A 25,781-nucleotide genomic window follows, 5' to 3' on the forward strand; every position below is an offset into this window, starting at 1 on the left:
CATTTATATATAACGAGGTGGTGATACTTTTTTTGTAAAGAATACTCCGTCTAGTTGCTCTACAGGAGTAATTATCTGTTGCATCGTTCCTGATTCCATAATAATCGTTTTATTAAAAATCCATTTATTAGATTCATTTGGTAAAACGCAAGAAAAATCTAGAAATGATACTGGAGAGGGACTATGATTCATATAATCTTCCAAACTCTTCTTAGGAGGTTTTCTTAACTCATAAACGCTACCATTATTTAAAGCTGCATTTCCTTCATACATAAACAGACCAAGATAATATGATTGACTGGTTAGATTAGGACTCATTAAAGAACCCATTGGCTTGTAGCTATATAATGATTGAATGTTTTTATAAATATGAGTATTGTGTGCCCAAATGATTATTTTTTCATCTGGATATAGTTTATGGCAAATCCATTCTATGTTCTCCGCCATTATTTGATCTCTAAATTTTAAGTAATCCCCGTGTTTAGCGTCTAATCTATCTATAAATTTCCGTTTATTATCTAATAACTTTTGAATTACTATATACGGGTTATGTAGACCTTTGCGATGAAATTCTTCTTTCCAAGTCTCCAGCTCTATATCTAACTGAGTAATGAGGTCAAAGAGCACTATTTTATCTTTTTGAAAACTAGTGTAAATATATTTTGGAACTTTTTTTCTTGTCGCTTTATATTTTCCGATATCCCTATACCAATCTATTAACATATAGTCTAGCTTTTTGATATGCTCTTTAAATTCTAATGTGAAATTAATATCGATACTTTCAAGGAAATCTAAAAGTAAGCTCTCTTTGCTGGATGGCTGAAAATCAAAGCCTATAAGTCTTAAGTCATTATTCTCTTTTATTTGTTGGAACAATGGTAATGTTTCTTCTGTTTTCCATAAAGAAAAAACGGACTTACTCATTAGTTCGTTAACTGTAAGTTTATCTTTTATGTAGTTAGAGCTATAACATTCACTTAATCCACTTTCAAATGCCACGACTTTGAATCCCATTCTATGGTATAGGAAGTTTATCAGACTAGTCTTTAGTAAGGAATGCTCTGCAATTCCATGACCATTTTCGCCAAGCCAAACTATCCGCTTATCTTTAAGAACTTGTTCTAAAAACTCAAAATGATCCATACCACATTCTGATAATGAATCTATTCCATATGAATTTTCTTTAACCCACTCAATTGCGTTGCTATATTTTTTATTCATTGACTGAAAGATTGGCATTTTTACCCCCAAAAATTGAAAAGTTAATATTTAGGACTCCACTTTCGCAAGCTTATTATCTGAAATAAAAGTCGCTAGTTCTTCAAATTCTTCTTGTGATAATTTTTCATCTGTTGCATATTGAAATGATACTCCACTAAACACTCCTGAAAGTTCATAAGTTGAAACGATTGATTTCTTAAACGGTTCATCGTTATATTCATTATATAATTTAGGTATTTGCATGTTTAGTGGGCTAATAAAGGGCATCCAACCTTTTGTTGAATCAACAAATAAAATAGGCATCTGTATACTGTCAAAACGAGATATATAATCACTATCCGATACAGTATTAAAATGTTCGTTACTAATCATCAGAAAATTATACTTCGTTTTCAATTCGTCATTTGTTAGCAATTCCTCAACCTTTAAAGATTCATAAGTGACGTTTGAATACTCAAATTGTTCTAGATTATCGCCAATAACTCCAATACGAATCGTTTCAACCGATATTAGCTGTTTTTCTGTGCACCCCCATAAAACCATTAAACATATGATGCCAATTGTTAATTTTAATTTGATAAATAGCCCCCCTCACAGTTGTAGTTAAATAGATCTACCTACTTACTCATTGAACATTCTCTATTACATTCTACTAATAGCATCTAATTCCTTTTTAATAATAAACTTTATACTGACTTTCTTAAGCCTTTTTACATTAAGTGACGTAGCTCACTACATCGGTAATTGAAAATGATTATCATATAGTTAACAACATAAAGGTGGGATACTATGGATACGCAAAAGATTGTGGAGCTTGACGTGAGAGAGGATTTATTACTTAAAAAAGAGCCTTTTGACAAGATTATGGGAGCGGTTAAACAGTTAAAGCCTGGTCAGATTTTCGTGCTTCATGCACCATTTAATCCGATACCATTGCACAAACTATTAAGTAAAAAAGGATTCGTTTACGAAGTGATTAAGCTAGAGAAAAAACATTGGCAAACTACTTATATACAGAAAGAAGTGGATAACAGTGATTCTTGATAATCGTGGCTTAGAACCACCGCAGCCGATGATGCGCACATTAACAAAGTTAGGAAACTTACATGTAGGTGAAACAATTACTATTATAAATGATCGTAGACCAATGTTTTTATATGAAGAGTTAAATGAGCTTGGCTATTTACATAACACAGACGCACTAGAAGATGGAAGCTTTAAAATTACAATTACAAAGTCTGGTGAATAACATGAAACCAACAAGTTTAAAATCGGATACAAATATTAAACTTCCATTAGCATTTATTTTATATGCATTAATAGCTTTTGTTGTAGCACAAGGTGTTCTTTTGCTGAATAGTAATTTGTTAGTATCGAGTCAATTTCGACTTCCTAGTTTATGGATGGGTGCACATTTCCTGTTACTCGGCTTTGCAGTAATGATTGCTATGGGGGCAATGTATCAATTAGTTCCTGTTGCATTTTTAACTCCAATTTGGAATCAAAAAATGGGCTATCTCCAATTTGGAATTACAGTTGTAGGAATAACTAGCCTTACTCTAACTCTTGGATTTAAGCCTACATTCGCTATTTATGGAGGAATCCTAACAATCTTTGGTATTACTTTATTTATCATCCAAATGGCTATGACAATCAGTAAACAAAAACAGAGAAATATGAGTTTATTTTTCGTCATTGCAGCTGTTTCGAGCTTTGCCCTCACTATTCTGGCAGGCTTTGTACTCGCTTGGAATATTGCCTACGGTGGAATAGAAAGCCATAATTCAATTCTATATTCTCATATTACGTTAGGTGTAGCAGGATGGTTTACACTTTTAATATTCGGTTTCTCTTACAAGTTAGTGCCCATGTTTAGCCTTTCTCACGGATTTACATTGAAATGGACTAGTCTTTCCTTCTCAACCTATGTGTTCGGACTGCTTATACAAATTGTGTCCTTTTGGGTTGATTTGGATGCACTAACTACAATCGGCTGGCTATTTCTTTTTATCGGTTTCTCTTTTTTTGTATTAGATATGAGAGCAATTTTACATAAACGCTTAAAGAAGAAATTAGATAAGCCTTTTGCATTTTCGGTAATTGCGATAGGAAACGGTTTGGTAATTCATTCTCTTGCTTTAATACTCAGTCTGTTTGGAATAAATGATTCATCTATTTGGAGTTGGTTAATATTTCTTTACGTAATGAGCTGGATTATATTTAGTATTTTAGGATACTTGTATAAGATTGTACCGTTTCTATGGTGGACACATAAATACGCAGATAAAATCGGTAAAGAAAAAGTTCCAACGATGAAGGATATGATTGACGAAAAAATGAGCGTTGTATTATTTAGTTTGTTTGTCGTTAGTATTATTGGATTGACTACAGGAGCATTATTACAAATCAGTTTAGTCGTTTTGACTTTCCAAGCATTGCTAACTGTAACATCCTTTTTATATGCATTTTCCATCATTCGTATTTTATTTAAATAGCATTCAGGAAGGGAGTTCTTATAAATGTCTTACGGGAAATTGGTAGAACAATCATTATATGATGTTGTCGATCCAGAGTTAGGTATAAATATCGTGGACTTAGGGTTGGTTTACGGAGTATGTTCAGATGAGAACAACAATGTAATAATAACTATGACGCTCACTACCCCCGGCTGCCCCATGCATGACAGTATTACAAATGGAGTTAAACACCGAGTCAGTCAACTAGAAGAAGTTGGAGAGGTCGAGGTAAATCTCGTATGGGAGCCAGAATGGAGTCCGAGTAAAATGAGTGACCGAGCGAAAGAACTGTTATAGAAGAGGTTGGGAATAGACTTGCTCTTCATGGGTAAGTCTATTTTTATTTTAGGTATTTTGTGAAGATAGTCGAATCGCAAGATCAATATGGAGAATCGCAAGTTTAGTTAATAGTATAGCAAGTTCAACCTGTTAAATAGCAAGGTCACTCTCGCAAATCGCAAGTCCGCTTGATAAGTTAGGGATTTTCTCGGATAAACGATGGTGCACTACGTATAAGAGGAGCTTTCTCATAAACGATTCGAACTCTCGCATAATCTTCAGTTTCTCACGCACTTTCGAAATCCATCCAATATAAAAAAGGACAATTTGATACACAAATTGTCCGATTTTTCATTCGTAATCAGAGGGATCAATTATCAGTTTTGAGATGAAATAAATCATAATACTGACTGCAAAAAATACGAAGCCCCAGCCTAGTGTTTTTTGTTCGATGATTAAGTAATTGTTGCATAGTTGGACGGGTGATGCGATGTATAGCCATGCCATGACCCCAAAAATTACACTCAGTAGAACATATAATGTATTTTTTCCTACGTTACTTAGTTTACCCCAGCTGTCTCGTAATGGAACTCCAGCTAAAAATGGTAAGCTTATAAATTTAAATAATTCGACTGCGGGTATCGACAGTGCTTCATCCATCGTTCTCGGAAGCAACCAGTAACCGAGTATCACCATAAAGAGAAGAATACCAGGTACCCCATTACTATTCCATTTTTCAAAGAATCTAGGGAATATCTTTTGATAAAGTGGAGCCATTAGTACACCAACGACAACAAACAACGTCATTTGCATATGCATATGAATAGCCATAACTGATTCTGCTAAATTCGCAACAGGTGGTAGCATCAAGAAAATATATAGGACTAGTCCGTACTTCAAACTACTCCCCCACTTTCGATTCGAGAATAGAATTTACTTTATCCGCCGCTATTTCAATTTCTTCATAATCCATCACTTCGACTAAAATTCCATTTGGATCTACTAGATAAAAGGCAGAATTATGCTGGAAGTTGCCATTTTCATCAGGGATAACAGTCACTCCAAAATCCATAAGTAATCCTTCTAACTGCTGCTGATCTGATATTCTTGCCATTCTCCACGTTTCACCGTCACTGTCAAAATAATAGCGATACTTTTCAAGAGTTGCCGGATCATCATTCTTTGGATCAAAGCTAATACTTAAAAAAACGATATCCTTACCTATATACTTGGGTGGAATTTGTTTATATACCTCGGCTAAATTGAATTCTAATTGTGGGCAAACATCTGAGCAGGCAGTATATATAAATGTCAGCATCACATATTTTCCCTCGAACTCTGAAAAGGAATATACTCTTTCTTTGCTATCTTCTAATGTAACTTCAGGGAAAACTGGATTCTCCTCCATTAATTTATTCACTCTGGCAGTTTCAACTGTATATGCAGTGAATCCGTCCGTTCCAATAAAAAATAATATAGCTCCAAATAATAGGACAACAAAGATTGCTATTGAATTGTATTGTTTGTTCTTCATAACAATCACAACCTCATATTTATTAATAAAGAGATAGCCTCTAAAGACTATCTCTAGTACGTTTTACCAAGTTCTAAATGGTGGTGATCCTGGTGGTGCATTTACAATCATCTCTACAACCGGAATTACGTATGCCATGGAAACTACTAAAATCATTAGGACAATCCATAATGTCCACCGTTCTGTCCATTTCGGTGTTGGCGCAGCATTTTCCTCTGGCTCCGCGATTTGGAATTCCGTTTGTCCTTTTGGTGCAAAGAACATTAGATTGAATGCGATGTAGACCATTAGCACGACACCAACCATTAACAATGTACCACCAACTGCTAGCAGCAATAGATAAGGATCCCATCCTAATGCTGTCGCATTATCTCCATAAGTTGTATAAGAAGTTCTTCTTGGAGAACCAAATAGGCCAACATAGTGCATAGCCCCAGACATTAATGCCATACCAACTGTCCAAACTAATGTTTGAATTACCCCTAATTTATTCATTTGAGGTGTAAGAACACGTCCAGTCAAATGAGGAATCAACCAGTAAGCAACTCCAAAGAATGATAATACAACCGTCACTCCTAGAGTTAAGTGGAAGTGACCTACAACCCACATTGAATTGTGTACTACAGTGTTTAGTTGGTTATTTGTTTGAGCAATACCTCCGGCTCCAGCGGGTATAAAAGCTATCATCGCAATCATTGGTGCGAGGAATCGAACATCGACCCATGGTAATTTTTTAATCCAGCCTAACAGACCTTTCGCACCTTTCTTTCTACCAGAGCGTTCAAATATCGCAAACATTGCAAATGCAGTCATTAATGAAGGGAATCCGATAGATAGACTCATAAATACATGCATGAATTTAATACCTTCAGTAATTCCTGGATCGACAATTTGGTGATGGAATCCACCAGTAATATTTAAAACTACTAATAGTATTACAACTAGTCGAGTAAGCGTGTCACTCCATTGTCTACCGCCAATAATTTTCGGTATAGCAATATACCAAGTAGATACTGCAGTCAGATACCAAATATTTACTAACGTATGTCCAAAACTCCAGAACAGCGTGCGACTTAATAGAACATTAATCGTATCTGTCCAACCAAATGCCCAAGGTATAATCATTAATACTTCAATTGTTACACCTATACTACCGAAGAACAAAAGCACGAACACACCAACTGCAAAGAATGCGAGTAAAGGAATATGCTGTCCTTTATGTTTCTTTCTCCAGTCGGCCACATTGATGAATGCACCAAATGCGCATAGCCAAATACCTACTACTAGAAATACTAATCCTACATAAAACCAACCAGATGCTGCCATAGGTGGATAGAATGTATACATAACAGATGCATCACCCATGATAATAGTTGTTGCAACAAAGGCAACCCCAACTACCATTGATCCAAAGCCAATCCATCCAAGTTTTCTAACCTTTGGAAGTAACCCTTCTAATGTGTGAGATAATGCTGCATAAAAATATCCAATAGTAAATGTTGTACTAAACACAAGAACTAATAATACTCCATGTGCTGACAGTACTTGATAATAATTTAGCCATGTTGGTAATTCTAATATTCCAGCACGGTTGAGACCTTGAAGCAAACCTAATACTCCTCCAATAAAAAACGCGATATACGCTATTATAAAAAGTGCAATAGAAAATCGTGCATCCAGAGGATTGGCTCCTAACACGTTATTTACTTTTTGTTTCATTGTTTTCTTTGCAACTGCCTCCATGATGATCCTCCTTCCTCTATTTAACTGTAATCGTAGTACTCATCATCTGATGTCCCGCCCCACAATACTCATTACATAAAACTAAATATTCACCGGCTTCATCAAATTTTTGTGTTGCCCTTTGGATATGCCCTGGTGTTACCATTGCATTTAAGTTAGTGCCTGCCACTTGGAAACCATGTACAACATCCTTAGATGTCATGACAAAAGTTACTTTTGCTCCTGCTGGAATTTCGATATCCATTGGAGTGAAAGAGAATATTTGTAGGGTCATAACGACCTCATATTCATTGTCTCCCGTTTTATAAACACCAGGCTTATCAAAAGGTGCTGTTTCATCAACTTTCTGTGGATCTATTGTCTCTAGCCCACTAGGTGTCCCCATATCCAAAGCGAAAGCTTGATATCCGGTGATTGCCATCGAAATAACTAAAATTGCTACTCCGATAATTAGCCAAACCTCTTCTGCGCGATGCATTTTCATACTGTTTCTCCTCCTTTCAAACTCGATTCATATATAAAACTAGTAGTAGAACGATACATAAAATAATCGGTACTCCAACAAAAACGAGAGAGGCAAATAATGCTCCACTATAAGATTCCTTCTGTTTTTTTACATTTTTGAATCCCATCTATTTCGTCCTCCTTGTATTTCTTCTTACTTCTATTCTAGTAATAAAGCACATACTAAAAAGTGTTCTAAATCACTTGTAGCTGTGATTTTGAACACGATGTTTTTTATATAATCCGGAGATAGCCCATAAAAATGTGGAATTAGCCCTTAAACTGCTGTTATCCACCAAAAAATCACGGTATCGCCCATAAAGTCACCAATATAACCCATAAAACTATTACCACTGCCCATAAAATCAAAAAATAGCCCATATGCCTAACGTCTATATACTCGCAACAAAAAAGCACTCAAGTTACTGTTTCTAAACAGTAACTCGAGTGCTTTTCCGCCATTATGGCATATATTTCTCTTCAACTTTCACTACTACATCATCTTCAACTGTCACATAATAAGGTCCTTTGACACCAAGTAAGTAGGTGATAAATTCCTTCTCCTCCACTACTCTAGGCTCCGAGGGATTCTCTTGATTAACAAGTAAGAACTCTGCATCCTCGGCTATTTTCATAGTAGATTCTTCTTTTGTTTCATTATACATCACAAAACCAGTTGGTAAGTCCTTCTCCACGTCCAGCCCTAACTCCTTAATCCTATCTTTGTCCGATTCCTCTATCCATTCAACCTCATCCAAAACAAGATTTCTGGTAGAAAGTTCATAATTCTTTATGATCGCTAATTGTTTACCTGGCGTATCTGTTTCTTTTGGTGTTTCCTCATCCGAACAGGCTCCAAGCATAATAATACTTAACGTTACTAGAATAACTTTGCTCCAACCCGATTTTTTAAATAAGTTCATATCGTAACCTCTCTTCTTTATGTATTAAACTCTTTTTAAACCCAATTACCTAAACGTCTTAACCTATTTACATAAAAAAAGTAGAGCACCGATGTATTGGTTAGCTCTACCTCCTATATGAAAGATACTAAATTTCCATATCCCAGCATTCTTGTTGAGCTTTCTTGGCTTGCTGTTCAGTTTCTTCTGGATGCATAGTGCGAAATTTATGATGTTCTGCTGGTATGATATCTATCATTTTTTCAATCATATCTTCAGGATCAAATTGGTCTTCTAATTGCGCTTCTTGTTTTTGCATATCTTCCTTGTTAGTAAAATTACTGTCTTCATTGTACCATTTATATTTTTCTTCTGCACTTCTATCATTGAACCCTGTATTATATGGTCCTGGGTTAATCGTTGCCACTTGCACTCCAAACTCTTTCAACTCTTTTTGTAGGGTCTTGGCGATTCCTTCGATTGCATGCTTTGTAGCAGTGTATGGACCTACATATGGTGTTGCTGATACACCTGCAATGGAACTCATAAATACAATCTTCCCACTGCCCTGCCTTACGAATTTTTTGGCAGCAATTTGTACAGTTTCTAACGTAGCAAAAACGTTCACCTCAAACAATGCACGAAATCGATCCATCGGTACTTCTCCTAACGGTCCACCTTCATTGATAGCTGCATTTGCAACAAATATATCAAAATCATAATCTTCCATTTGTGCACGGTCACGTTCGTTCGTAATATCCATCTTGAATATTTCCATCTTTAACCCTAATTCATTGGCCTCTCGTAATAGGTCTGTTTTTTGAGAAGTGTTTTCTGTTGTAGCGATTAAACGATGACCCTTCTTAGCAAGTCCAATTGCTGCACCTCTTCCAAGTCCGCTTCCAGCACCAGTAATAAAAATAGTTTTGCTCATAATTATTCCTCCTACTTAAGTGTCTTCTATTTTCTGTTCCCTACCAGAAATATATAAAACACTCGATTCGTCTAAACAATTAAACGAATGATATAGGAAGAGTTGGTTACAGCTAGGCCTTGCTCTGTACTATTTTCATCAAATATTTTAGTTACTTTCGATAAATCCTCTTCCTTTAGCCTTTCGTAAATAGATGTCTTTTGACCAAAGCAACGTAACTTTAATACATCGATAGGAGAATGCAAATATTCTATACTTGTTACATGCTCCAGTTCAATGGAAGTGAAGCTACTAATCTCCAATTGTTTATTTATTTTATTTAGTATTGGTGTACCAAAAGAGTAGTCAAATAGATTTGGAAAAATTAGAGGTAGTTCTTTTGCTGCTCCATCACCTGGATGAAGTCCAAGAATTGATCCTCCCTTAATCACTACTTCTGTAAGGGCTGGATAAGCAGATGTAGGTCCCTTTCGAGTGTATGAACATTCAAAATCATTTTTCTCAAAAGGTAATCCTTGTTTGCTATTTCCAACAATGAATGTAAGGTTCGACTTTTCATTCACCTTAGCAACTTCTAAGAAATTTTCAGTTACATCAAACCCTACAATCTGTTTAGCAATCGAGCTACAAAATTTAGTAAAATCACCATGTCCACAACCAACATCTAGAACTTTTTTGTTTTTTATCATTTTTGACACTTCTTCATCAAAAATAGACTCTCCACTGGGCTTAGTAATGGTGGAATTCCAAGTATATTTATAAATACGCTGTAACTCTGAGAGCTGTTGATACCATTCTATGGAATGTGGTGTTAACCATTCAGAAAAGGTCGTTGGATTATTTAACATTTACACCCTCCCCTTGCTTGTTACGCTCCTTAAACAAAAGCCATAAACAGCTAAATACAATAAACGCCACTAATTCTAGTGATAAAATATACCATGGATAGGGCCCTAAAAAGTCCATCAAACTTCCACCTCTTGGCTTTTCCTGTAAAAACATATAATTGCCTTCTACTAAAAAGTTTATAAAAAATAGGAATGGTAGCAATACATTTAACGTAATCATTGTCTGGATAACGCCTTTAAAGGTTGGCTTGTAACCTCTCACCCAAGTAAAATAAAGCGCGGTTAAAATGATTCCAAAATGCGTATAGAAAAAATGGAAAAACCTGAAATGTGGAAAGTTTAAATCCAAAACAGGTGTAGCAACTGCCTGGATTGCTCCTCCAATACCAGCGAAAAAAACAAATGAATAAAGCTTCTTTTTTCCAGTCCAAAGCAAAACAATTGTTATGATCAAACTAATACTGCATAGTTCTAATGGTAATGAGTTACCCCAATCCCATCTTCCTGTTTGAACAAGCCATATATAATAACAACCATCCATTATGAATAAAGTAAGAGCGACAAATCGTTCCATAAATTGGACTTTCTGTTGTTGAATAGTCCATCTATTCCTATTATAAAATAAAAGAAGGATTAGAAAACACAAGGTAATCATTGAAGTTATATGAACAGCTGAAAACATTTCAAATGCAGAATCCATTTTCTGTCTCCCCCCACTCTTAATCTACTCTATTATATTCGGCACAAGCTTTTGAATTTCCTTTGAAAAAAATATAAAAAAGCTACTGGTTTCACCCCCAAGTAGCTTTCATCATTTGAATATATTTTTCACATTTTTGGCCCATTAAGTAATTTGCTAAACTGAGAAATAGTAATAGTAATTTGAATCTCTTATAAAACCAATTTTTTCGTAAAGTCTTTGTGCTGGAATGTTTTCCTCACCGGTCTCAAGTAAAATTCCTTTTGCATCTGTTTCCTCTGCAAAATTAATGACCATTTTTATTAATTTTTCTGCAAATCCATTATTGCGTGCACTCTTTTTCACATATAAATCATTTAAGATCCATGATTGTTTCATACTTACGGAAGAAAATGATGGATATAACTGTACAAAACCAACTGGACTATTCTCATCATAGGCTATGAAAACTACTGATTCTTCTTTTACTAATCTTTCTTTTAAAAAAGCTCTCGCACCTTCAAGATTCGATTCTTGTTTATAGAACAATCTATATAAATCAAAAAGTTCCGTCAGTGAATCAAGCTCATTTAATGTAGCTCTTTGAATGCACATATTTTATCTTCCTTTATTTAATTTTTATTGTATTTTACCATTTATTAACTAGATTTTGTTAAAAATTAAATTTCGAAAGTTTCCAGTTGAATCACTCTTGTTGCAAGCAGTTCAATATCCCTTTTCTTCAATTGACGAGTTACGGACATCAATATTGGGGAAGCACTCAAAAAAAGTTACTAGATTCTTATCTAATCTAGTAACTTTCATCATTTGAATTTAATTTTCACATTATTACGTCCATTTGATTTGGCTTTATATAACTCTTCATATGCTATAGAAAACATTTCAGCTTCGTCCTTAAAGCTATCCCTTAAACCATGAACGCCACCCACACTAATAGTCACTTGAAAAGAATGCTGCTCCCAACAAAATAGTAAGCTTAAGTGTTCAATGGCGTTTCTTAAAGTCTCTCCCATTTGAACAAACTCTTCTGCACTAATATCGGTTAAAAAACAAATAAATTCATCTCCATCAGCATGAAGAAGTAACCCTTGTCTGTCGCTTGAAATTGTTTTAATACAATTTGTGACTTGTTGTAAGCAACGATTTCCTTCTATACAACCGTGAAAATCATTATAGCGTTTGAAATGGTCGAGATCGATTATACAAAGTGCGACTTGCAAATCTTCCCTACCATCACCTATCACTTCTTTCATATACTCTGTCAAATGTTTGGGGTTTGGCAGCTGTGGCAATTCATCATTAACAACTTCTCCACTCTCATACTTTGAAAGGTCATCCAACATTTTTTTTTGAATAGTAATCTCATCTTCTGTTTGTTTATTCATTGTTTTTATTTTCACCACCTCTTTGCAGTTTATAACCTACAGTTAATTTTAAATTCTGTTTATTTTAATAGTAAAATTAGATAAAAAATTCTAACAGAAAATACAATAGTTTTTTGTTTTGAGCTTTTATTTATGACGATTATTAATCTAAATACCTCCAAGTTTGAATCGTAATTTATAAAAGTATTACTCTCCTATTAATCTTATTTGCTGCTCGACATTTTTTAAAAGAATATCCATCTCTGCATAGCCATGATATCTAACATACATAACGCCTTTTCCTTTAGCTGCAAAGATTTCTTTCGTTTCATCGTCCTCTTTAATTATCAAATGATTAAAGCTACTATGTTCCACCTTTAATAACTTTTCTTTTCCTTCGAACATACCATGCCACTCTATCAAATCATCTACAAGGTTTTCACTCATAGATGGAAAAATGATTTTATAGACCTTCGAATAAGTACTTGGCGAATAGACACCACTAGCATCATTCCATTCTTCCCCATAGACGATACCATGCTCTCGTGCTTCGTATTGAGTTGGAGCCATTATACTCCATTTATAGGTATAACTATTGCCTCTATCAATATCCCCTCGCGTAGAAGCTTTTTCTCTTACCATTTCGGTACTCTGTTCAATATCCGAAAGCCTCACGATAGGTACATCAATATCATTTGTAGGCAGTTCTAGAGTCTCTTTCATGCCAAGCTGAATATATGGAATAGCTGCAGTAACAATAGCTAAAACAATAAATACATTTGATATCAATAAATTAACCTTGCGCATCCTCTTCCAAGGAGCAGCATGATCAATTGCATTACCTTCTTTTAGTTTATTTCTTAAAGAACGTATTCCAACTGCGGCACTTATTAAGCTATAAGTAAAATAAATAATTATAAATAAAGGCAGAGGTTGAATAATTTCACCTTCAACGAAGGATAAAGTAGGTGTGGAGTTAACAAATAAAAAAAATAGATTAATCCAATTAGTATTAAAGTAATAATTGTTGCCAGTAAAGCACTATTAACAATCGTTTTTTCAAGAGCTTTGAGAGTATAGGCTTGTTCCTCAGGATCGGTATGTAATTCAGGGGCATTTAACTCAACTGGAGATGAAAACACACTAAACATTCCATACCTTGTAACATAAGACCAGTCACTTTCAGCATACATTTGCTGTTGCTCAAATGTAATCTCTTTATTATGTATTGCATCTATCCTGTACCTCGTCTCTTTAGGCTTCTCTTTAATAAAATGCACAAATATTGAGCCGACCTTTCTTAGATGCAACCCTTCCTTGGCCATATCGGTAAACCAACTCTCATGCTCACCAATACGCCAATAATTACTCGGTCTCAGTTTTAGAACTACTTTCATCCACATCATCTTCTTTCAGAATTATTCCATCATTAACTAACGCTGCTAACCGATTATATTCACTCTGCAGAGCTTCTTTCCCTTCATTTGTAATTATGTATTTTTTTCTTCTACCATCATCCTCCGATAGAGTAATTAGACCAGATTTTTGTATACGGACAAGAACTCCATAAAGTGTTCCAGGTCCCATATTCACTCTTCCATGTGAAACATCTGTTATTACATTCATCAGTCTATATCTGTCACTTGGATTCATTAGTGCTAATAACACATAGTACATTGCTTCCGTCATAGGACCACTGTTATATGCCACTGCAAAGCCTCCTTATACCATGCAAAACGATATGTCGTTTAACGCAATAGTATTATTTCCCAGTATAGATGTCAAAAAAATTTGACTATTCAATCCGTTTAAAAAGTCCATTTCCAGAAAATACAATGTTGTTTTAGAACCAGGTTCTGGGCTGATAAAAAAGATCCTATTTGACATAATGAGATTTTTTTTCTTAAGGCAACGTTAAAGCTAAAGGCTGATATATTGTAGAATGACATGCTGACAACCACATTACATCTTCCTCAACTGGATATTTATGTTAGAATATTAAAAAATTTATGAAAGATTACACTTAAATTAACGGAGGAGTTTAGTTGAAGAACAAACTGATTAAAAAGGGGGGGATTCATTGCATCCAGTAGAATTAATTGAATTGATGATAGTCGGCGGAATTTTACTAGTTGTTCTATTAGTTTCTTTTATATTCAAAGGAACATGGAGAAAAATTATTCAGGGATTCGCTCTTCTATTTTGGGTGTCCTTTGTTCTCTTTTATTTTGTACGTCCATATTGGATTGATATTCAAATCGAAAAAAAATTAGGTTATATACAGATCCATTTGGAAGAACAGTACCCTGCGGAAACGTGGGAATATAGGACAGTGCCTCACCGTGAGGACGGCTATGAATCCTCGAATCCGTATTATATAGGCGTAATATTTGGTAGTGAACCACAAGTGGAATATAAATATTTCGCTCGTAATAAAAGTGATATTATCCAATCAGGATGGTATACATCTGAATTACAACGTGACCAGAATGATTTATTACATTTAGAAGTTTTAGAAGAATAATTGCGGTTTATTATGAGGTTCCATCTTCTCTTATTGATTTGAATAGTAACTTCAATATTTTCATAATCATATTCAAACTAACGAGTTCTTTTATCTTATTGAAATAAGCTGCAGGTTAATGCCAGGAGGGACGTCATTGTGAAAGAAATGAAATCACCACCTATTCAACCTAACTTGAGAAAACTATTATCCTTCGCAACCTCGGAAAGGAATATCGAGAGAGAATATGGATTATATATCCAATCTCCAGTTCTAGCGTTGTATGGATATGACTTTGAAGATGAAGTTGTCGGTTGTATAGGAATAGAGCTTTTAGGTCTAAAACGTTGTGAAATAAGGCATATTGCAGTCTCTCCAAACCATAGAGGACAAGGTATAGGAAGTAAAATGATTAGTTTTATAAAAGTTAAACATTCATTAACTAATATTTTTGCTGAGACCGATAAAGAGGCTGTGAATTTTTATAAGAATTGTGGATTTAAAATAAAGAGTTTAGGAGAAAAGTATCCAGGTGTGGAACGTTTCCAATGTATTTTAGAAAGTTAGTAAGTATTATGCTTATTCAACTGCCATGTATGAAATACCTTTATTAAGGAATGAGATTATATTGAAGGGATGAGATTATATTGAAGGGATGTTAGTTAATGATATTAGTAAGCTCCTGTTTAGCAGGGTTAGAGGTAAGATATAATGGAACTCACATTCTAAATAGTAAGTTACGTAAATTAGTGGAAGAAAATAAAGCTATTACAATATGTCCAGAATTACTGGGAGGATTTTCAACTCCCAGAGAACCTGCTGAAATAATAGGAGGAGACGGCGAAGACGTACTTGATGGAAAAGCTAAGGTTATTGAGAAGTCTGGTAGAGATGTTACTGAAATTTACATAAAAGGAGCATATGCTACTCTAGAAAAGGCTAAAAAGATAAATGCAACGATAGTTGTTCTTAAAGAGAATAGCCCATCCTGTGGTAGTTTAATGATTTACAATGGTGAATTTAAGGGGAAGAAAATTATTGGAAATGGAGTTACTTCTGCCTTACTTAAAAGAAATGGATTACAAGTAATATCAGAAGAACAATTTGTTTAAAATTCCCTTTAGTTATTCTACTCACATCTTATTAAAACAGCGTCCATAACCGATATTTCGGTCATGGACGCTATTTCTTATACTAGTTATTTGTTTAGTTTTTATTGTATGTGGAACCAAAATGCTTATTATTTTTTGATTAATTCTAATTCGACTGGAATAGAAGCTTCTACTTTTTCACCTTTTAGTGATTTCATTGCTGCTTCTACAGCTTTTTGACCGATTAAATCTGGTTTTTGAGCTACTGTACCAGCAAGTTTACCGTCTTCTACTGATTTTACTGCATCCCCTGTAGCATCAAAACCAACTACTAGAATATCTTTTCCAGCTGCTTCAATTGCTTCCAGTGCACCTAGAGCCATTTCATCATTATGTGCAAAAACTGCTTTTACATCTGGGTTACCTTGCAAAATATTCTCCATAACTGTTAAACCTTCTGCACGATTAAAGTTCGCTGTTTGTTTAGCAACAACTTCTAATTTACCATTTGCAATATTGTTAAATCCTTCACCACGATCACGAGCAGCAGAAGAACCTGCAATACCCTCAAGTTCAACGACTTGTGCACCTTCTCCAACTAACCCAAGTAAATATTCTCCAGCTAGTTCGCCACCAGCAATATTATCAGAAGCAATATGAGCTACTACATCCCCACCTTCAGAACTGCGGTCAACTGTAATAACTGGAATATCAGCAGCATTTGCAGCTTCAACTGTTGCAACTACAGCTTCTGAATCTGTTGGATTAATAAGGATTAAATCTACCCCTTGTTGAATTAGATCTTCTACATCACTTGCTTGTTTTGTTAGTTGGCACTTATCACCAACTATCGGACATTCTTTAAGTGGGTAAGAGTTTATACATTATTAAAGCTACAGAATAGACTATAAGTAATAAAACATTCTAAGGAGGTTTTTAATTTGGCACGTAGAGGAAATGGAAAGCCCCGTTTTTGCGTGTTCCCCGGGTATAATTGGTGTGGACCCGGTTGTAGCGGTCCTGGTGCGCCGATAAATGACGTAGATACAGCTTGTAAAGCACATGATGATTGTTATAGAAGAGGAAATAATCGTTGTGAATGTGATCGCGAATTTCTCCGTCGGCTACATCCTAAAATAAACAATAATACTCAAAAGGGTAGACATGCTCGAACGCTCTATAATTATATGAAATTGCAAACAACTTTTACTTGTAAAAACTCTAGATACTAGAGAAATTTAATTCGTAATCTATAAAGATAGCAAGCCCAATTATAATTCCTTTTGCTGGTTTTACTTAGCAATAAGTTTGTTTAGCTAGGACAAATTTGTTATTATTTTCACAGGCATATTATTGAAGGAGTCCTTATAGATGAATCAAGAGCAAGTAGAACAGTTTCAGCAGATGAAAAAGAAAATGACACGAATGATGCTGTTGTATAAATTTGCATTAAATGAGCTTGAAACAAAAATTGAAATTTTACGCGAAGAATTTCTAATGATCCATGAGTATAATCCAATTGAACATACAAATTCTAGATTGAAATCCCCAGAAAGTATATTGAAAAAACTTAATAGAAAAGGTAAGGGTATCTCAGTAGAAAGCATCAGAGAAAATGTGAAAGACATTGCTGGCATGCGGATTACTTGTTCTTTTATTTCTGATATTTATCGGGTGTTTGACATGTTAGAAAAACAAAGTGATATAAAAGTATTGAAAGTAAAAGACTATATCAAAAACCCAAAAAGCAATGGCTATAAGAGTTTACATGTTTTATTGGAAACTCCTGTTTTTATGTCGGACGGGAAGGAAATTGTGACAGTAGAAGTGCAAATACGAACTATTGCGATGGACTTTTGGGCAAGCCTTGAACATAAAATCTTTTATAAATACGACCAATTTGTACCAGAACAACTATTAATCGAGTTGAAAGAAGCAGCAGATTCCGCATTTGCACTAGATGAGAAAATGGAAAGATTGCATAATGAAGTTAAAATAATTAAAGGTGAAAATAAAATTAGCGAAGTAGATGAGTTAACCAAGTTACTAAGCAATTCAAACCAACAAATAACCATTCCTCCCGCTTTTTTAGAAATGCTAGAAAAAGTTAAATAAAATGGCTAGTTTAAAATGGCTAGTTTAAAATATTATTAATTTCAATAAAAAAATTGGGTAAAAAGACACCCAGTCCTTTACATTCAAAACCTGTTTCTAAGCTTTCCGAAGTGCTTTGGACAGACTTGTTGCTATATTATTACCAAGTAAATTTTTAGGGATGCTGGTTGTGACCTACGTCACAACCAGCATCCCCTTTTTTTTGGTAATCTTATGGCGTTTGTCCCGCATTAACGGGCAATAGAATAGGTCCTGTTTTTGTTCATAAAAACGTGTGTAGTTTAAGAGTTTTTTGGATTATTCACCGACCGAAATATTATTTTTTGTTTTTTTCCACTTCTTTCATAAATGCTTCTCCCTCTATATCTAAATTCGGAAGTATTTTATCTAACCACTTTGGTAAGTACCAAGCTGAGTTCCCCATTATAATCATTACTGCAGGTACAATAGCCATTCTTACTACAAATGCATCGAATAGAACACCAAATGTGAGTGCTAAGCCCATTGATTTAATCATTGGATCTGGTGCTAACATAAATCCAGTAAATACTGAAATCATGATTAAACCAGCAGCTGTAACTACTCCGCCACTATCTCTCATCCCAGCTAAAACAGCCTCTCGTGCATTTCCTGTATGTGTATAAACTTCACGCATTCTACTAACTAAAAAGACCTCATAGTCCATTGCTAATCCAAACAAAATTCCTATCACAATTACTGGTAAGAAACTTAATACTGGATCTGCAATAGGAAATCCAAATAAATCAATCAAGTTTCCATCCTGTACAATAAATACCGTAAATCCTAGGGTTGCACCTAATGAAAGTATAAAGCCCAGAACTGCTTTTAATGGAACTAGAATAGATCTAAATACTAGTACCAATAAAACGAATGAAAATCCAATAATTAATAGGGCAAATACTGGCAATGCATCACTCAATTTTTGTGATATATCAATATTTACTGCTGTAGAACCTGTAACCATTAATGTTATATGATCGGATTTTTCCAACAAATCGGACCTTTTTCTAATATCATTTACAAGATCTTTTGTTGCTGAATCGTTTGCCCCTGTCACTGGAGTAATAGAAATAAGATATAGCTCACCTGAAGGTCCAGGAATTGCAGGACTAACACTTTTTACATTTGATAAACCACTTAACTCTTCTATAGTATCATTTAACGCCAATTGTAAATTGGTAGTTTCACTTGAGGTTTTAGCAACTACAAGTAACGTTGCATGATGGCCAGGTCCATAAGCTTCAGTTAGTAAATCATATGCTTTTCTTTCCGTTGTCTGTTCATTTTTCGAACCGTTATCTGGGAGACCAAGTTCCATATGGAGCATAGGAGTCGCAATTATAGCAAGAACTACAATTCCAACAATCGCAACCTTCCACGGGTGTTTTGCTACAAAATTCCCCCATCTATCGGAAGTAGTTTGTTTTTTATCACTTTTGATTTTGCTTAATAAAGTATTTTTTCTATCTGGTCCTACTTTTTCGCCCATCATTCCTAAAAAGGCAGGAACCACAATAACTGCTATCAATATTGCCAATAGAACACAAAGTGCTGCAGAAAGACCCATCATAGTTAAAAATGGTATTTGTGCAACAGATAAACCTAACAGTGCAATAATTACAGTTATCCCAGCAAACACTACGGCACTACCAGCTGTTCCAGTTGCAATTGCTACAGACTCTGAAACGGAGTATCCTTCTTTCCTTTGTTGTCTAAACCGAGTCATTATAAAGAGAGCATAATCGATACCTACTGCCAGTCCTAACATTGCAGCTAAGGTTATCGAAACAGAAGTGATATCTAAATAATTTGTTCCAATCACTATCAATAATAGACCAATAGCTAATCCTATAACTGCCATTAAGATTGGCATTCCTGCCGCTAAGAAGGAGACAAAAGTAATTGCCAATATAACATAGGCTACAACTACTCCAATAGCTTCTGTGATTCCTCCAATTTCCAGTTCAGAAAATACAACATCACCAGCTAACTCCGTTTGAATTCCAGCATCACGAGTCTCTTTTATATTTTCAATAATATTGTCCTTTGATTTTTCCGATACTTTATCGGCTGCCACATCGTAAGCAACAACAGCATAACCGATTTTTTTATCTTTACTTAAATTACCTAATTCAACCGGAGTAACTACAGAAACAACATGTTTATCATTGTCTTTTATCGCTATCAATGTATCTGTAATTACTTTGTTAACCTCTTCGGAATCTAAGGTTTTATTTTCCGGTGCTTTTAATACTAACTGTACTTGACCACCTGTATTAGATGGAAATTCTTTTTTCATGAGTTGAAGCGCTTTTTCTGATTCTGTTCCTGGTATAGTCATTTCTTCCGAAAAATTTGGTCCCAAATTTAGTGCAAAGATTGCTATAACAATCAGAATCGCTAATGTACTGCCGATTACTTTTTTGTTATTGTTTGCTGCCCATTTACCTAACTTGTAAAGATATTTTGCCATTTAAAGCTTCCTCTCATCCTAATATTACCCTCCCTATTAAAACAACGAGTTATTATTTATACATTCTGTTGTTTTAATGGCACAGAAATAGTATATTAAAGCTATTGAAAGATAACAATAAACAATGTTGAACTGCCTGTTATTAAAAGAACATTTTTTAAAACAACCGTCCAATTAAAGACATAATAAATTAATTTGAATAATAAGTAGGAGGAGAAATACATGGTAGGTATAAAAGGAAACCGAAGAACCCTATATAGTAAAAAAGTAATTATAGATGCTTTTTTACTGTTACTTCAGGAAAAAAACTTAAATAAAATTACAGTAACTGAGATTTGTAAAGAAGCTGATATTAATCGCGGAACTTTTTATTCTTATTACAATGATCCGTTTGATTTAATGAGAAGTATTGAAGATGAAATGATAGAGAATATGATGAGTAAAATAAATAATTCAGGAGACGACTCCCTTTATGGAGTTTTGAATTTAATAATTGAAAACAAAGAGTTCTGCAAAATTATTTTAAATGAAAAAAGTAGCTCTCGAGTATTTAATACAATTTTGAACTTTACTTATGAAAATTCAATCGCAGAAAAGAAAAAGTTACCAAATGCAAATGATACATATTTAGAATATTATTTCTCATTTTCAACAGGAGGAACTATCGAAGTAATACGAAAATGGTTAAATGATGATATGAAAATTCCCGTTGAAAAAGTTGTACAAATATTAGAAAGTATGTACGTTTCGTAACTATTTCCTCTATTAATAATTGGACATCTCTCTAGACTAAATATCCATTACACCTCCTTCATTTTTCATAAGCTAAATAGATAGACAAAATAAATGGAGGAGTTTTTAAATTGAACAAATCAAATAAAGTCTTTTCAAGTTCTCATCAACATAAAAAGCGACCAAATATTCTTTTTATGATTGTAGATGAAGAGAGATTTCCGACTGTTTACGAAACAGAGGCAATAAAAGAATGGCGAATGAAAAATTTAAAAACACAAGAGCTTTTGAGAAATAATGGGATGACATTTTTAAATCATTATATTGGAAGTACTGCTTGTTCACCAAGCAGGGCAACTCTTTTTACTGGACAATATCCATCACTGCACGGTGTGACACAAACAACTGGTGTTGCTAAAGGCGCATTCGACCCTGATGTATTTTGGTTAGATCATAATACGGTTCCTACTTTAGGAGAATACTTTCGTACTGCAGGGTATCAAACCTATTGGAAAGGCAAATGGCATCTTTCCGATGAGGATATTCTAATCCCTGGTACACATAATGCCCTACCTAGCTACAACACTAAAACTGGTGTATCTAATCGTGCACAAGAACAGCTTTATGAACACGCCAATCGATTGAACAATTATGGTTTCGATGGTTGGATTGGTCCTGAACCTCATGGGTCAAATCCTCGAAACTCGGGATCTTCTGCTGGCGTCGGGATAAGTGGTCGGGATGAGGTTTATGCAGCCGAGGTCGTCGATTTAATTCATTCGCTTGAGAAAAATGCACATTCAGATGACAATCAGCCCTGGCTCATTGTGTCCTCCTTTGTAAATCCACATGATATTACTCTCCTTGGACTTTTCACTCGATTTAATCCCTCATTTAATTTTGAAATTGATCCGACTCTCCCTTTTGTTCCACCTGCTCCTACAGCTAATGAAAACCTACTCACTAAACCATCTGCTCAGTTGAGTTATCGAGATGTATATCAACAAGCACTACAACCTACCTTCGATTCACTACTTTATCGACAACTTTACTATTCTCTTCAAAAAAAGGTAGACGATGAGATGTATAAAGTATTTCAGGCTCTTCATTCTTCTGTTTTTTATGAGGATACAATTATCGTTTTTACAGCAGATCATGGAAGCCTAACTGGAGCTCACGGTGGTTTATTTCAAAAATGGCATAATGCTTATGAAGAATCCCTGCACGTCCCACTAATTATCAATAGCTCGAAGTTTTCTACTACAATGGAAACTGACATGATCACAAGCCATTTAGACATTATCCCAACACTCCTAGGTCTCGCAAATATCGATGTTACCGATGCTCAAAATGAGCTCAAAAAAAGCCATACTGAAGTGCATCCATTGGTAGGACGAGATCTCTCAGAATTGCTAAATGGGAATAACAAATTCACTCGAGCAAACGAACCTATATATTTTATGACGGATGATGAAGTAACGAAAGGATTGAACCAATTTTCTGTAACTGGAAAACCATATGAATCAGTTATTCAACCGAATCATTTAGAAACGGTGATCTTGAAATTGCCTACTGGAAAAGAAAAAACAGAAGAGATATGGAAGCTTACTCGTTATTTTGATAACCCTCAATTTTGGAGTAATCCTGGAATAGATGATAAAGAGATAAATCAGAAAGATTCCCAACCAGTTTCAGATACGAAGGAAGTTGCTATTTGTATAACAACAACTAAGCAATCCCCAGTCGAAGATCAGTATGAATTATATAATGTTACAAGGGACCCAATGGAAGAATGCAATCTTGCATTTCATTTAAATGAAACACCTGAGTCAAAGGTTATTCAGAAAATAATAGTAAATATTCTCCATGAACAATCCACTCAAAAAAGATTAACTCCAACGAGCGGAATTGTTCCAGGTATGCCGAGCTGTGATCACTAATTCGCTCTCGTCTAATTTTAATCTTGTATTCCTTTTTTGCCTTTTGTAAAAAACTTTTTTAAAGTGTCACAAATCATTCTCCAGCTCCGTCTTAAGTTATGAACTAACAGAGGAGGGATTCATCTTATGGAAGGAACATGGGATGTTGTAATAGTTGGTGGTGGTTTGGCAGGTTATGTTGCAGCTAATTATTTGGCTAAAACAGGGATATCTACACTAATCATTGAAAAAGATAAAAAAGTTGGTGGTAGAGCTAGAACGGATAAGATTAATCAGGAGTTTTTTAATCTGGGCCCACATGCACTTTATGCAAAAGGAAACGCTGTACCAATTCTTCAAGAACTCGGCATAAAACTATATGGTAAGTCACCAAAATTACAGGGATTATTAATAAATGACCAGGTTGAATATGCTGCTCCTTTTAACCCACTAGGAGTATTTACAACTGACTTTTTGAGCTGGAAAGAGCGTATGGAGTGGTTGAAGGTTTTATTGAAACTTAAAAGTACGGATATCGAAAAGCTTTCAGAGCAAACTTTTCAACTATGGATTCAACAATTAACCAATTCGAAAAATATTCAAGCTCTACTCCTTATTCTCGGTAGGCTAGCAACCTACTGTCATGCCCCAGAGAAAGTAAGTGCAAGTGTTATAGTTGCCCATCTACAGATGGTAATGAAGGGTGTACTTTATATAGACAAAGGATGGCAAACAATTATTGACCAGCTACACAACAAGGCGGTTTGCTCTGGAGTACAAATACAAACAGGCATAATAGTTAATGAAATTAAAAGAGTAGACAATATTTTTAGGTTGTCTCTTTCTACTAAAGAGGAGTTAACATGTAAGTATTTACTGAGTACAACCAGTCCTCAAGAGCTTATGAAAATGTTAGGTGAAAATATCACGCAAATGCAAATGGATTTCTTTACTAAGCTATTACCTATAAAGGGGGCTGCTTTAGATGTCGCACTAAGACAGCTTCCTAAACCAAATCGATTTTTTGCTATGGAAATAACGGAGCCTTTTTACTATTCTGTTCATTCAAATGCAGCTATTCTTTCCGAAAACAAAAATACTATCGTGCTTCACGTTTTCAAATATCTTCACCCAAATGATAATATAGATGGAAAAGTACTTAAATACGAGCTAGAGCAATTTTTAGAAAAAATACAGCCTGGCTGGCAAGAAAACAAAATTTCAAGCCGTTTTATGCCTAATATTACGGTGAACCAACGCTTACCTCAAATAGGAGATGAAAAAAAGTTACAGCGTTCTAAATTGGAGATTTCCGGATTATATTTAGCAGGGGACTGGGTCTCATCTCATTCCATTTTGGCTGAAGGAGCAGTAAGTAGCGCGAAACAAGCTGCGGAAGAAATAATAGAAAAAGAGCAGAGGTGATATTGTGCAAATTACCAATGAACTTTACCAACAGTATAAACGTTTATTGTTTTCTATAGGTTATCGTATGCTAGGATCTGTAGTAGAAGCCGAAGATCTTCTACATGAAGTTTTTTAAAAAGCCTATCAAGTTGAAGAAGACAAAATTGAAAACGTAAAAGCCTATCTTTGTAAGATGATGACAAACCGTTGTATAGATAGCTTAAAGTCTTCACGGTACAAAAGGGAAAAATATGTGGGCCCATGGAACCCTGAACCCATATTGTTTGAGGAAGCACATGCTCTTGATCCATTTGATAATGTTCTACAAAAAGAAGGTTTAAGTATTGCTTACTTAAGGATGATGGAGCATTTGGCACCAGATGAAAGAGCAGCTTTACTATTAAGAGAAGTCTTTGAATTCTCCTATTCAGAAATTGCAAATGTCTTAGAGAAGAAAGAGGATAACTGCCGAAAAATATTAAGTCGAGCGAAGCAAAAAATCTCTGGTATAGAAAGTGAAAGTCTAAACTTTGAAAATAACAAATCTATTATTAACCGATTTATCCATGCTTTTGAACAACAACATATGAATATATTACTAGAGCTTTTATCCGAAAATGTTACCCTCTATTCTGATGGTGGTGGAAAAGTAAAAGCAGCTATACGTCCTATTCATTCTTTACCGAGTGTATTGGCGTTTTTATATGGTATTGCGAAGAAGACCTCTACAGATTATTATTTTGAGATAAAAAATGTCAATGGTCAGCCTGCAATGATAAATTATATGAATAGTAATTTATACAGTGTCATCACCTTTTACATTGAGAGTAACAAAATTAATGAATTTTATATTGTAATGAACCCAGATAAATTGAGACTTCAATTAGTGGATGATTTCTTCTCTCCCATTACGGAAAATTGAACCCAGACGATATTTGTTATAAAACTCAAAAACAGCTGGCTTCGGAACCATAC

At 34.8% G+C, this 25,781-nt stretch carries 31 protein-coding genes and 1 pseudogene; 14 read left to right on the top strand and 18 right to left on the bottom strand.

Annotation, left to right across the window (positions count from 1 at the left end; genetic code table 11):
• Nucleotides 1–3 precede the first annotated feature (3 nt).
• Nucleotides 4–1,239 (bottom strand): erythromycin esterase family protein, encoded by a 1,236-nt coding sequence (locus tag MKY60_RS16275; RefSeq protein WP_340930590.1) that lies wholly within the window; start codon nt 1,237–1,239, stop codon nt 4–6.
• Between the two features lie 30 nt (nt 1,240–1,269).
• The gene (locus MKY60_RS16280; protein ID WP_340930591.1) at nt 1,270–1,764 is read right to left on the bottom strand and encodes a hypothetical protein; all 495 of its coding nucleotides are present in this window, start codon (nt 1,762–1,764) and stop codon (nt 1,270–1,272) included.
• 246 nt (nt 1,765–2,010) lie between these two features.
• Between MKY60_RS16280 and MKY60_RS16285 the strand changes: the two genes are divergently transcribed.
• From MKY60_RS16285 to MKY60_RS16300, 4 genes are read left to right on the top strand one after another with little or no spacing between them, the layout of a single operon-like run.
• The gene (locus tag MKY60_RS16285) at nt 2,011–2,265 is read left to right on the top strand and encodes a DUF2249 domain-containing protein (RefSeq protein ID WP_090568233.1); all 255 of its coding nucleotides are present in this window, start codon (nt 2,011–2,013) and stop codon (nt 2,263–2,265) included.
• Complete coding sequence (locus MKY60_RS16290) at nt 2,255–2,470, top strand: DUF2249 domain-containing protein (RefSeq protein WP_090568230.1); 216 nt, start codon at nt 2,255–2,257, stop codon at nt 2,468–2,470. The genes MKY60_RS16285 and MKY60_RS16290 overlap by 11 nt, the downstream gene beginning before the upstream one ends.
• A 1-nt stretch (nt 2,471) precedes the next feature.
• A complete protein-coding gene (locus MKY60_RS16295; RefSeq protein ID WP_340930593.1) occupies nt 2,472–3,716 on the top strand; it encodes a hypothetical protein in 1,245 nt (414 codons plus the stop codon).
• Nucleotides 3,717–3,740: 24 nt separating this feature from the next.
• Nucleotides 3,741–4,034: a metal-sulfur cluster assembly factor gene (locus MKY60_RS16300; protein WP_090568225.1), complete on the top strand. Its 294-nt coding sequence runs from the start codon at nt 3,741–3,743 to the stop codon at nt 4,032–4,034.
• A 333-nt stretch (nt 4,035–4,367) separates the two neighbouring features.
• Here the strand turns inward: MKY60_RS16300 and MKY60_RS16305 are convergent, their stop codons facing one another.
• The 14 genes from MKY60_RS16305 to MKY60_RS16370 form a co-directional block, all read right to left on the bottom strand.
• Entirely contained in the window at nt 4,368–4,916 is a 549-nt protein-coding gene (locus tag MKY60_RS16305; protein WP_340930595.1) for a hypothetical protein, read from the bottom strand.
• Between the two features lies 1 nt (nt 4,917).
• Nucleotides 4,918–5,550: an SCO family protein gene (locus MKY60_RS16310; protein ID WP_090568222.1), complete on the bottom strand. Its 633-nt coding sequence runs from the start codon at nt 5,548–5,550 to the stop codon at nt 4,918–4,920.
• A 63-nt stretch (nt 5,551–5,613) separates the two neighbouring features.
• Nucleotides 5,614–7,293 carry a cbb3-type cytochrome c oxidase subunit I gene (locus MKY60_RS16315; RefSeq protein ID WP_340930597.1) on the bottom strand — a complete coding sequence of 560 codons (1,680 nt, stop codon included), beginning with the start codon at nt 7,291–7,293 and terminating at the stop codon, nt 5,614–5,616.
• 16 nt (nt 7,294–7,309) lie between these two features.
• The gene (locus MKY60_RS16320) at nt 7,310–7,777 is read right to left on the bottom strand and encodes a cytochrome c oxidase subunit II (protein ID WP_269922301.1); all 468 of its coding nucleotides are present in this window, start codon (nt 7,775–7,777) and stop codon (nt 7,310–7,312) included.
• Nucleotides 7,778–7,793: 16 nt separating this feature from the next.
• The gene (locus MKY60_RS16325) at nt 7,794–7,925 is read right to left on the bottom strand and encodes a hypothetical protein (RefSeq protein ID WP_269922300.1); all 132 of its coding nucleotides are present in this window, start codon (nt 7,923–7,925) and stop codon (nt 7,794–7,796) included.
• Between the two features lie 333 nt (nt 7,926–8,258).
• The gene (locus MKY60_RS16330) at nt 8,259–8,720 is read right to left on the bottom strand and encodes a hypothetical protein (RefSeq protein WP_340930598.1); all 462 of its coding nucleotides are present in this window, start codon (nt 8,718–8,720) and stop codon (nt 8,259–8,261) included.
• 127 nt (nt 8,721–8,847) lie between these two features.
• Nucleotides 8,848–9,633: an SDR family oxidoreductase gene (locus tag MKY60_RS16335; protein ID WP_340930600.1), complete on the bottom strand. Its 786-nt coding sequence runs from the start codon at nt 9,631–9,633 to the stop codon at nt 8,848–8,850.
• A 71-nt stretch (nt 9,634–9,704) separates the two neighbouring features.
• Nucleotides 9,705–10,481, bottom strand: coding sequence for a class I SAM-dependent methyltransferase (locus MKY60_RS16340; RefSeq protein ID WP_340930601.1), 777 nt, complete (start codon nt 10,479–10,481; stop codon nt 9,705–9,707).
• Complete coding sequence (locus tag MKY60_RS16345) at nt 10,471–11,181, bottom strand: YwaF family protein (RefSeq protein ID WP_340930602.1); 711 nt, start codon at nt 11,179–11,181, stop codon at nt 10,471–10,473. The genes MKY60_RS16340 and MKY60_RS16345 overlap by 11 nt, the downstream gene beginning before the upstream one ends.
• Nucleotides 11,182–11,337: 156 nt before the next feature.
• Entirely contained in the window at nt 11,338–11,775 is a 438-nt protein-coding gene (locus tag MKY60_RS16350) for a GNAT family N-acetyltransferase (RefSeq protein WP_340930603.1), read from the bottom strand.
• A gap of 209 nt (nt 11,776–11,984) precedes the next feature.
• Nucleotides 11,985–12,566: a GGDEF domain-containing protein gene (locus MKY60_RS16355; protein ID WP_340930605.1), complete on the bottom strand. Its 582-nt coding sequence runs from the start codon at nt 12,564–12,566 to the stop codon at nt 11,985–11,987.
• Nucleotides 12,567–12,752: 186 nt separating this feature from the next.
• Nucleotides 12,753–13,352: a hypothetical protein gene (locus MKY60_RS16360; protein ID WP_340930607.1), complete on the bottom strand. Its 600-nt coding sequence runs from the start codon at nt 13,350–13,352 to the stop codon at nt 12,753–12,755.
• 107 nt (nt 13,353–13,459) lie between these two features.
• Nucleotides 13,460–13,942, bottom strand: a complete 483-nt coding sequence (locus tag MKY60_RS16365; protein WP_340930610.1) for a DUF2812 domain-containing protein — start codon at nt 13,940–13,942, stop codon at nt 13,460–13,462.
• A complete protein-coding gene (locus MKY60_RS16370) occupies nt 13,911–14,255 on the bottom strand; it encodes a PadR family transcriptional regulator (RefSeq protein WP_340930611.1) in 345 nt (114 codons plus the stop codon). Before MKY60_RS16370 ends, MKY60_RS16365 begins: the two co-directional genes overlap by 32 nt.
• Before the next feature lie 370 nt (nt 14,256–14,625).
• Here MKY60_RS16370 and MKY60_RS16375 point away from each other — a divergent pair, with 370 nt between their 5' ends.
• The 3 genes from MKY60_RS16375 (at nt 14,626) to MKY60_RS16385 (ending at nt 16,160) form a co-directional block, all read left to right on the top strand.
• Nucleotides 14,626–15,069 carry a hypothetical protein gene (locus tag MKY60_RS16375; RefSeq protein WP_340930612.1) on the top strand — a complete coding sequence of 148 codons (444 nt, stop codon included), beginning with the start codon at nt 14,626–14,628 and terminating at the stop codon, nt 15,067–15,069.
• Nucleotides 15,070–15,216: 147 nt separating this feature from the next.
• Nucleotides 15,217–15,615, top strand: a complete 399-nt coding sequence (locus MKY60_RS16380; RefSeq protein ID WP_340931112.1) for a GNAT family N-acetyltransferase — start codon at nt 15,217–15,219, stop codon at nt 15,613–15,615.
• A 98-nt stretch (nt 15,616–15,713) separates the two neighbouring features.
• Nucleotides 15,714–16,160 (top strand): DUF523 domain-containing protein, encoded by a 447-nt coding sequence (locus tag MKY60_RS16385; RefSeq protein WP_340930613.1) that lies wholly within the window; start codon nt 15,714–15,716, stop codon nt 16,158–16,160.
• A gap of 128 nt (nt 16,161–16,288) precedes the next feature.
• On the opposite strand, the pseudogene MKY60_RS16390 reads toward MKY60_RS16385, so the two are convergent.
• Nucleotides 16,289–16,966 (bottom strand): annotated as a pseudogene (locus tag MKY60_RS16390) (substrate-binding domain-containing protein); the annotation flags it as partial.
• Nucleotides 16,967–17,116: 150 nt separating this feature from the next.
• On the opposite strand from MKY60_RS16390, the gene MKY60_RS16395 reads away from it, so the two are divergent.
• Both MKY60_RS16395 and MKY60_RS16400 read left to right on the top strand, forming a co-directional pair.
• Nucleotides 17,117–17,371 (top strand): phospholipase, encoded by a 255-nt coding sequence (locus MKY60_RS16395; protein ID WP_336285559.1) that lies wholly within the window; start codon nt 17,117–17,119, stop codon nt 17,369–17,371.
• Nucleotides 17,372–17,510: 139 nt separating this feature from the next.
• On the top strand, nt 17,511–18,254 hold the full coding sequence (locus tag MKY60_RS16400) for a GTP pyrophosphokinase (protein ID WP_093495173.1): 744 nt from the start codon (nt 17,511–17,513) through the stop codon (nt 18,252–18,254).
• A gap of 316 nt (nt 18,255–18,570) precedes the next feature.
• On the opposite strand, the gene MKY60_RS16405 is transcribed toward MKY60_RS16400, so the two are convergent.
• Nucleotides 18,571–20,748, bottom strand: coding sequence for an MMPL family transporter (locus MKY60_RS16405; RefSeq protein WP_340930614.1), 2,178 nt, complete (start codon nt 20,746–20,748; stop codon nt 18,571–18,573).
• A gap of 222 nt (nt 20,749–20,970) precedes the next feature.
• On the opposite strand from MKY60_RS16405, the gene MKY60_RS16410 reads away from it, so the two are divergent.
• From MKY60_RS16410 to MKY60_RS16430, 5 genes are all read left to right on the top strand, one after another.
• Nucleotides 20,971–21,501 carry a TetR/AcrR family transcriptional regulator gene (locus tag MKY60_RS16410; protein ID WP_241598391.1) on the top strand — a complete coding sequence of 177 codons (531 nt, stop codon included), beginning with the start codon at nt 20,971–20,973 and terminating at the stop codon, nt 21,499–21,501.
• 110 nt (nt 21,502–21,611) lie between these two features.
• Nucleotides 21,612–23,420 (top strand): sulfatase-like hydrolase/transferase, encoded by a 1,809-nt coding sequence (locus tag MKY60_RS16415; protein WP_340930615.1) that lies wholly within the window; start codon nt 21,612–21,614, stop codon nt 23,418–23,420.
• A gap of 126 nt (nt 23,421–23,546) precedes the next feature.
• Nucleotides 23,547–24,824, top strand: a complete 1,278-nt coding sequence (locus MKY60_RS16420; protein ID WP_340930616.1) for a phytoene desaturase family protein — start codon at nt 23,547–23,549, stop codon at nt 24,822–24,824.
• A gap of 4 nt (nt 24,825–24,828) precedes the next feature.
• A complete protein-coding gene (locus MKY60_RS16425) occupies nt 24,829–24,942 on the top strand; it encodes a sigma factor (protein WP_340930617.1) in 114 nt (37 codons plus the stop codon).
• A 27-nt stretch (nt 24,943–24,969) separates the two neighbouring features.
• Entirely contained in the window at nt 24,970–25,728 is a 759-nt protein-coding gene (locus tag MKY60_RS16430; protein ID WP_340931113.1) for a sigma-70 family RNA polymerase sigma factor, read from the top strand.
• Nucleotides 25,729–25,781: the final 53 nt, after the last annotated feature.

It is taken from the genome of Psychrobacillus sp. FSL K6-1415 (assembly GCF_038003185.1).
Classification (GTDB): domain Bacteria; phylum Bacillota; class Bacilli; order Bacillales_A; family Planococcaceae; genus Psychrobacillus; species Psychrobacillus psychrodurans.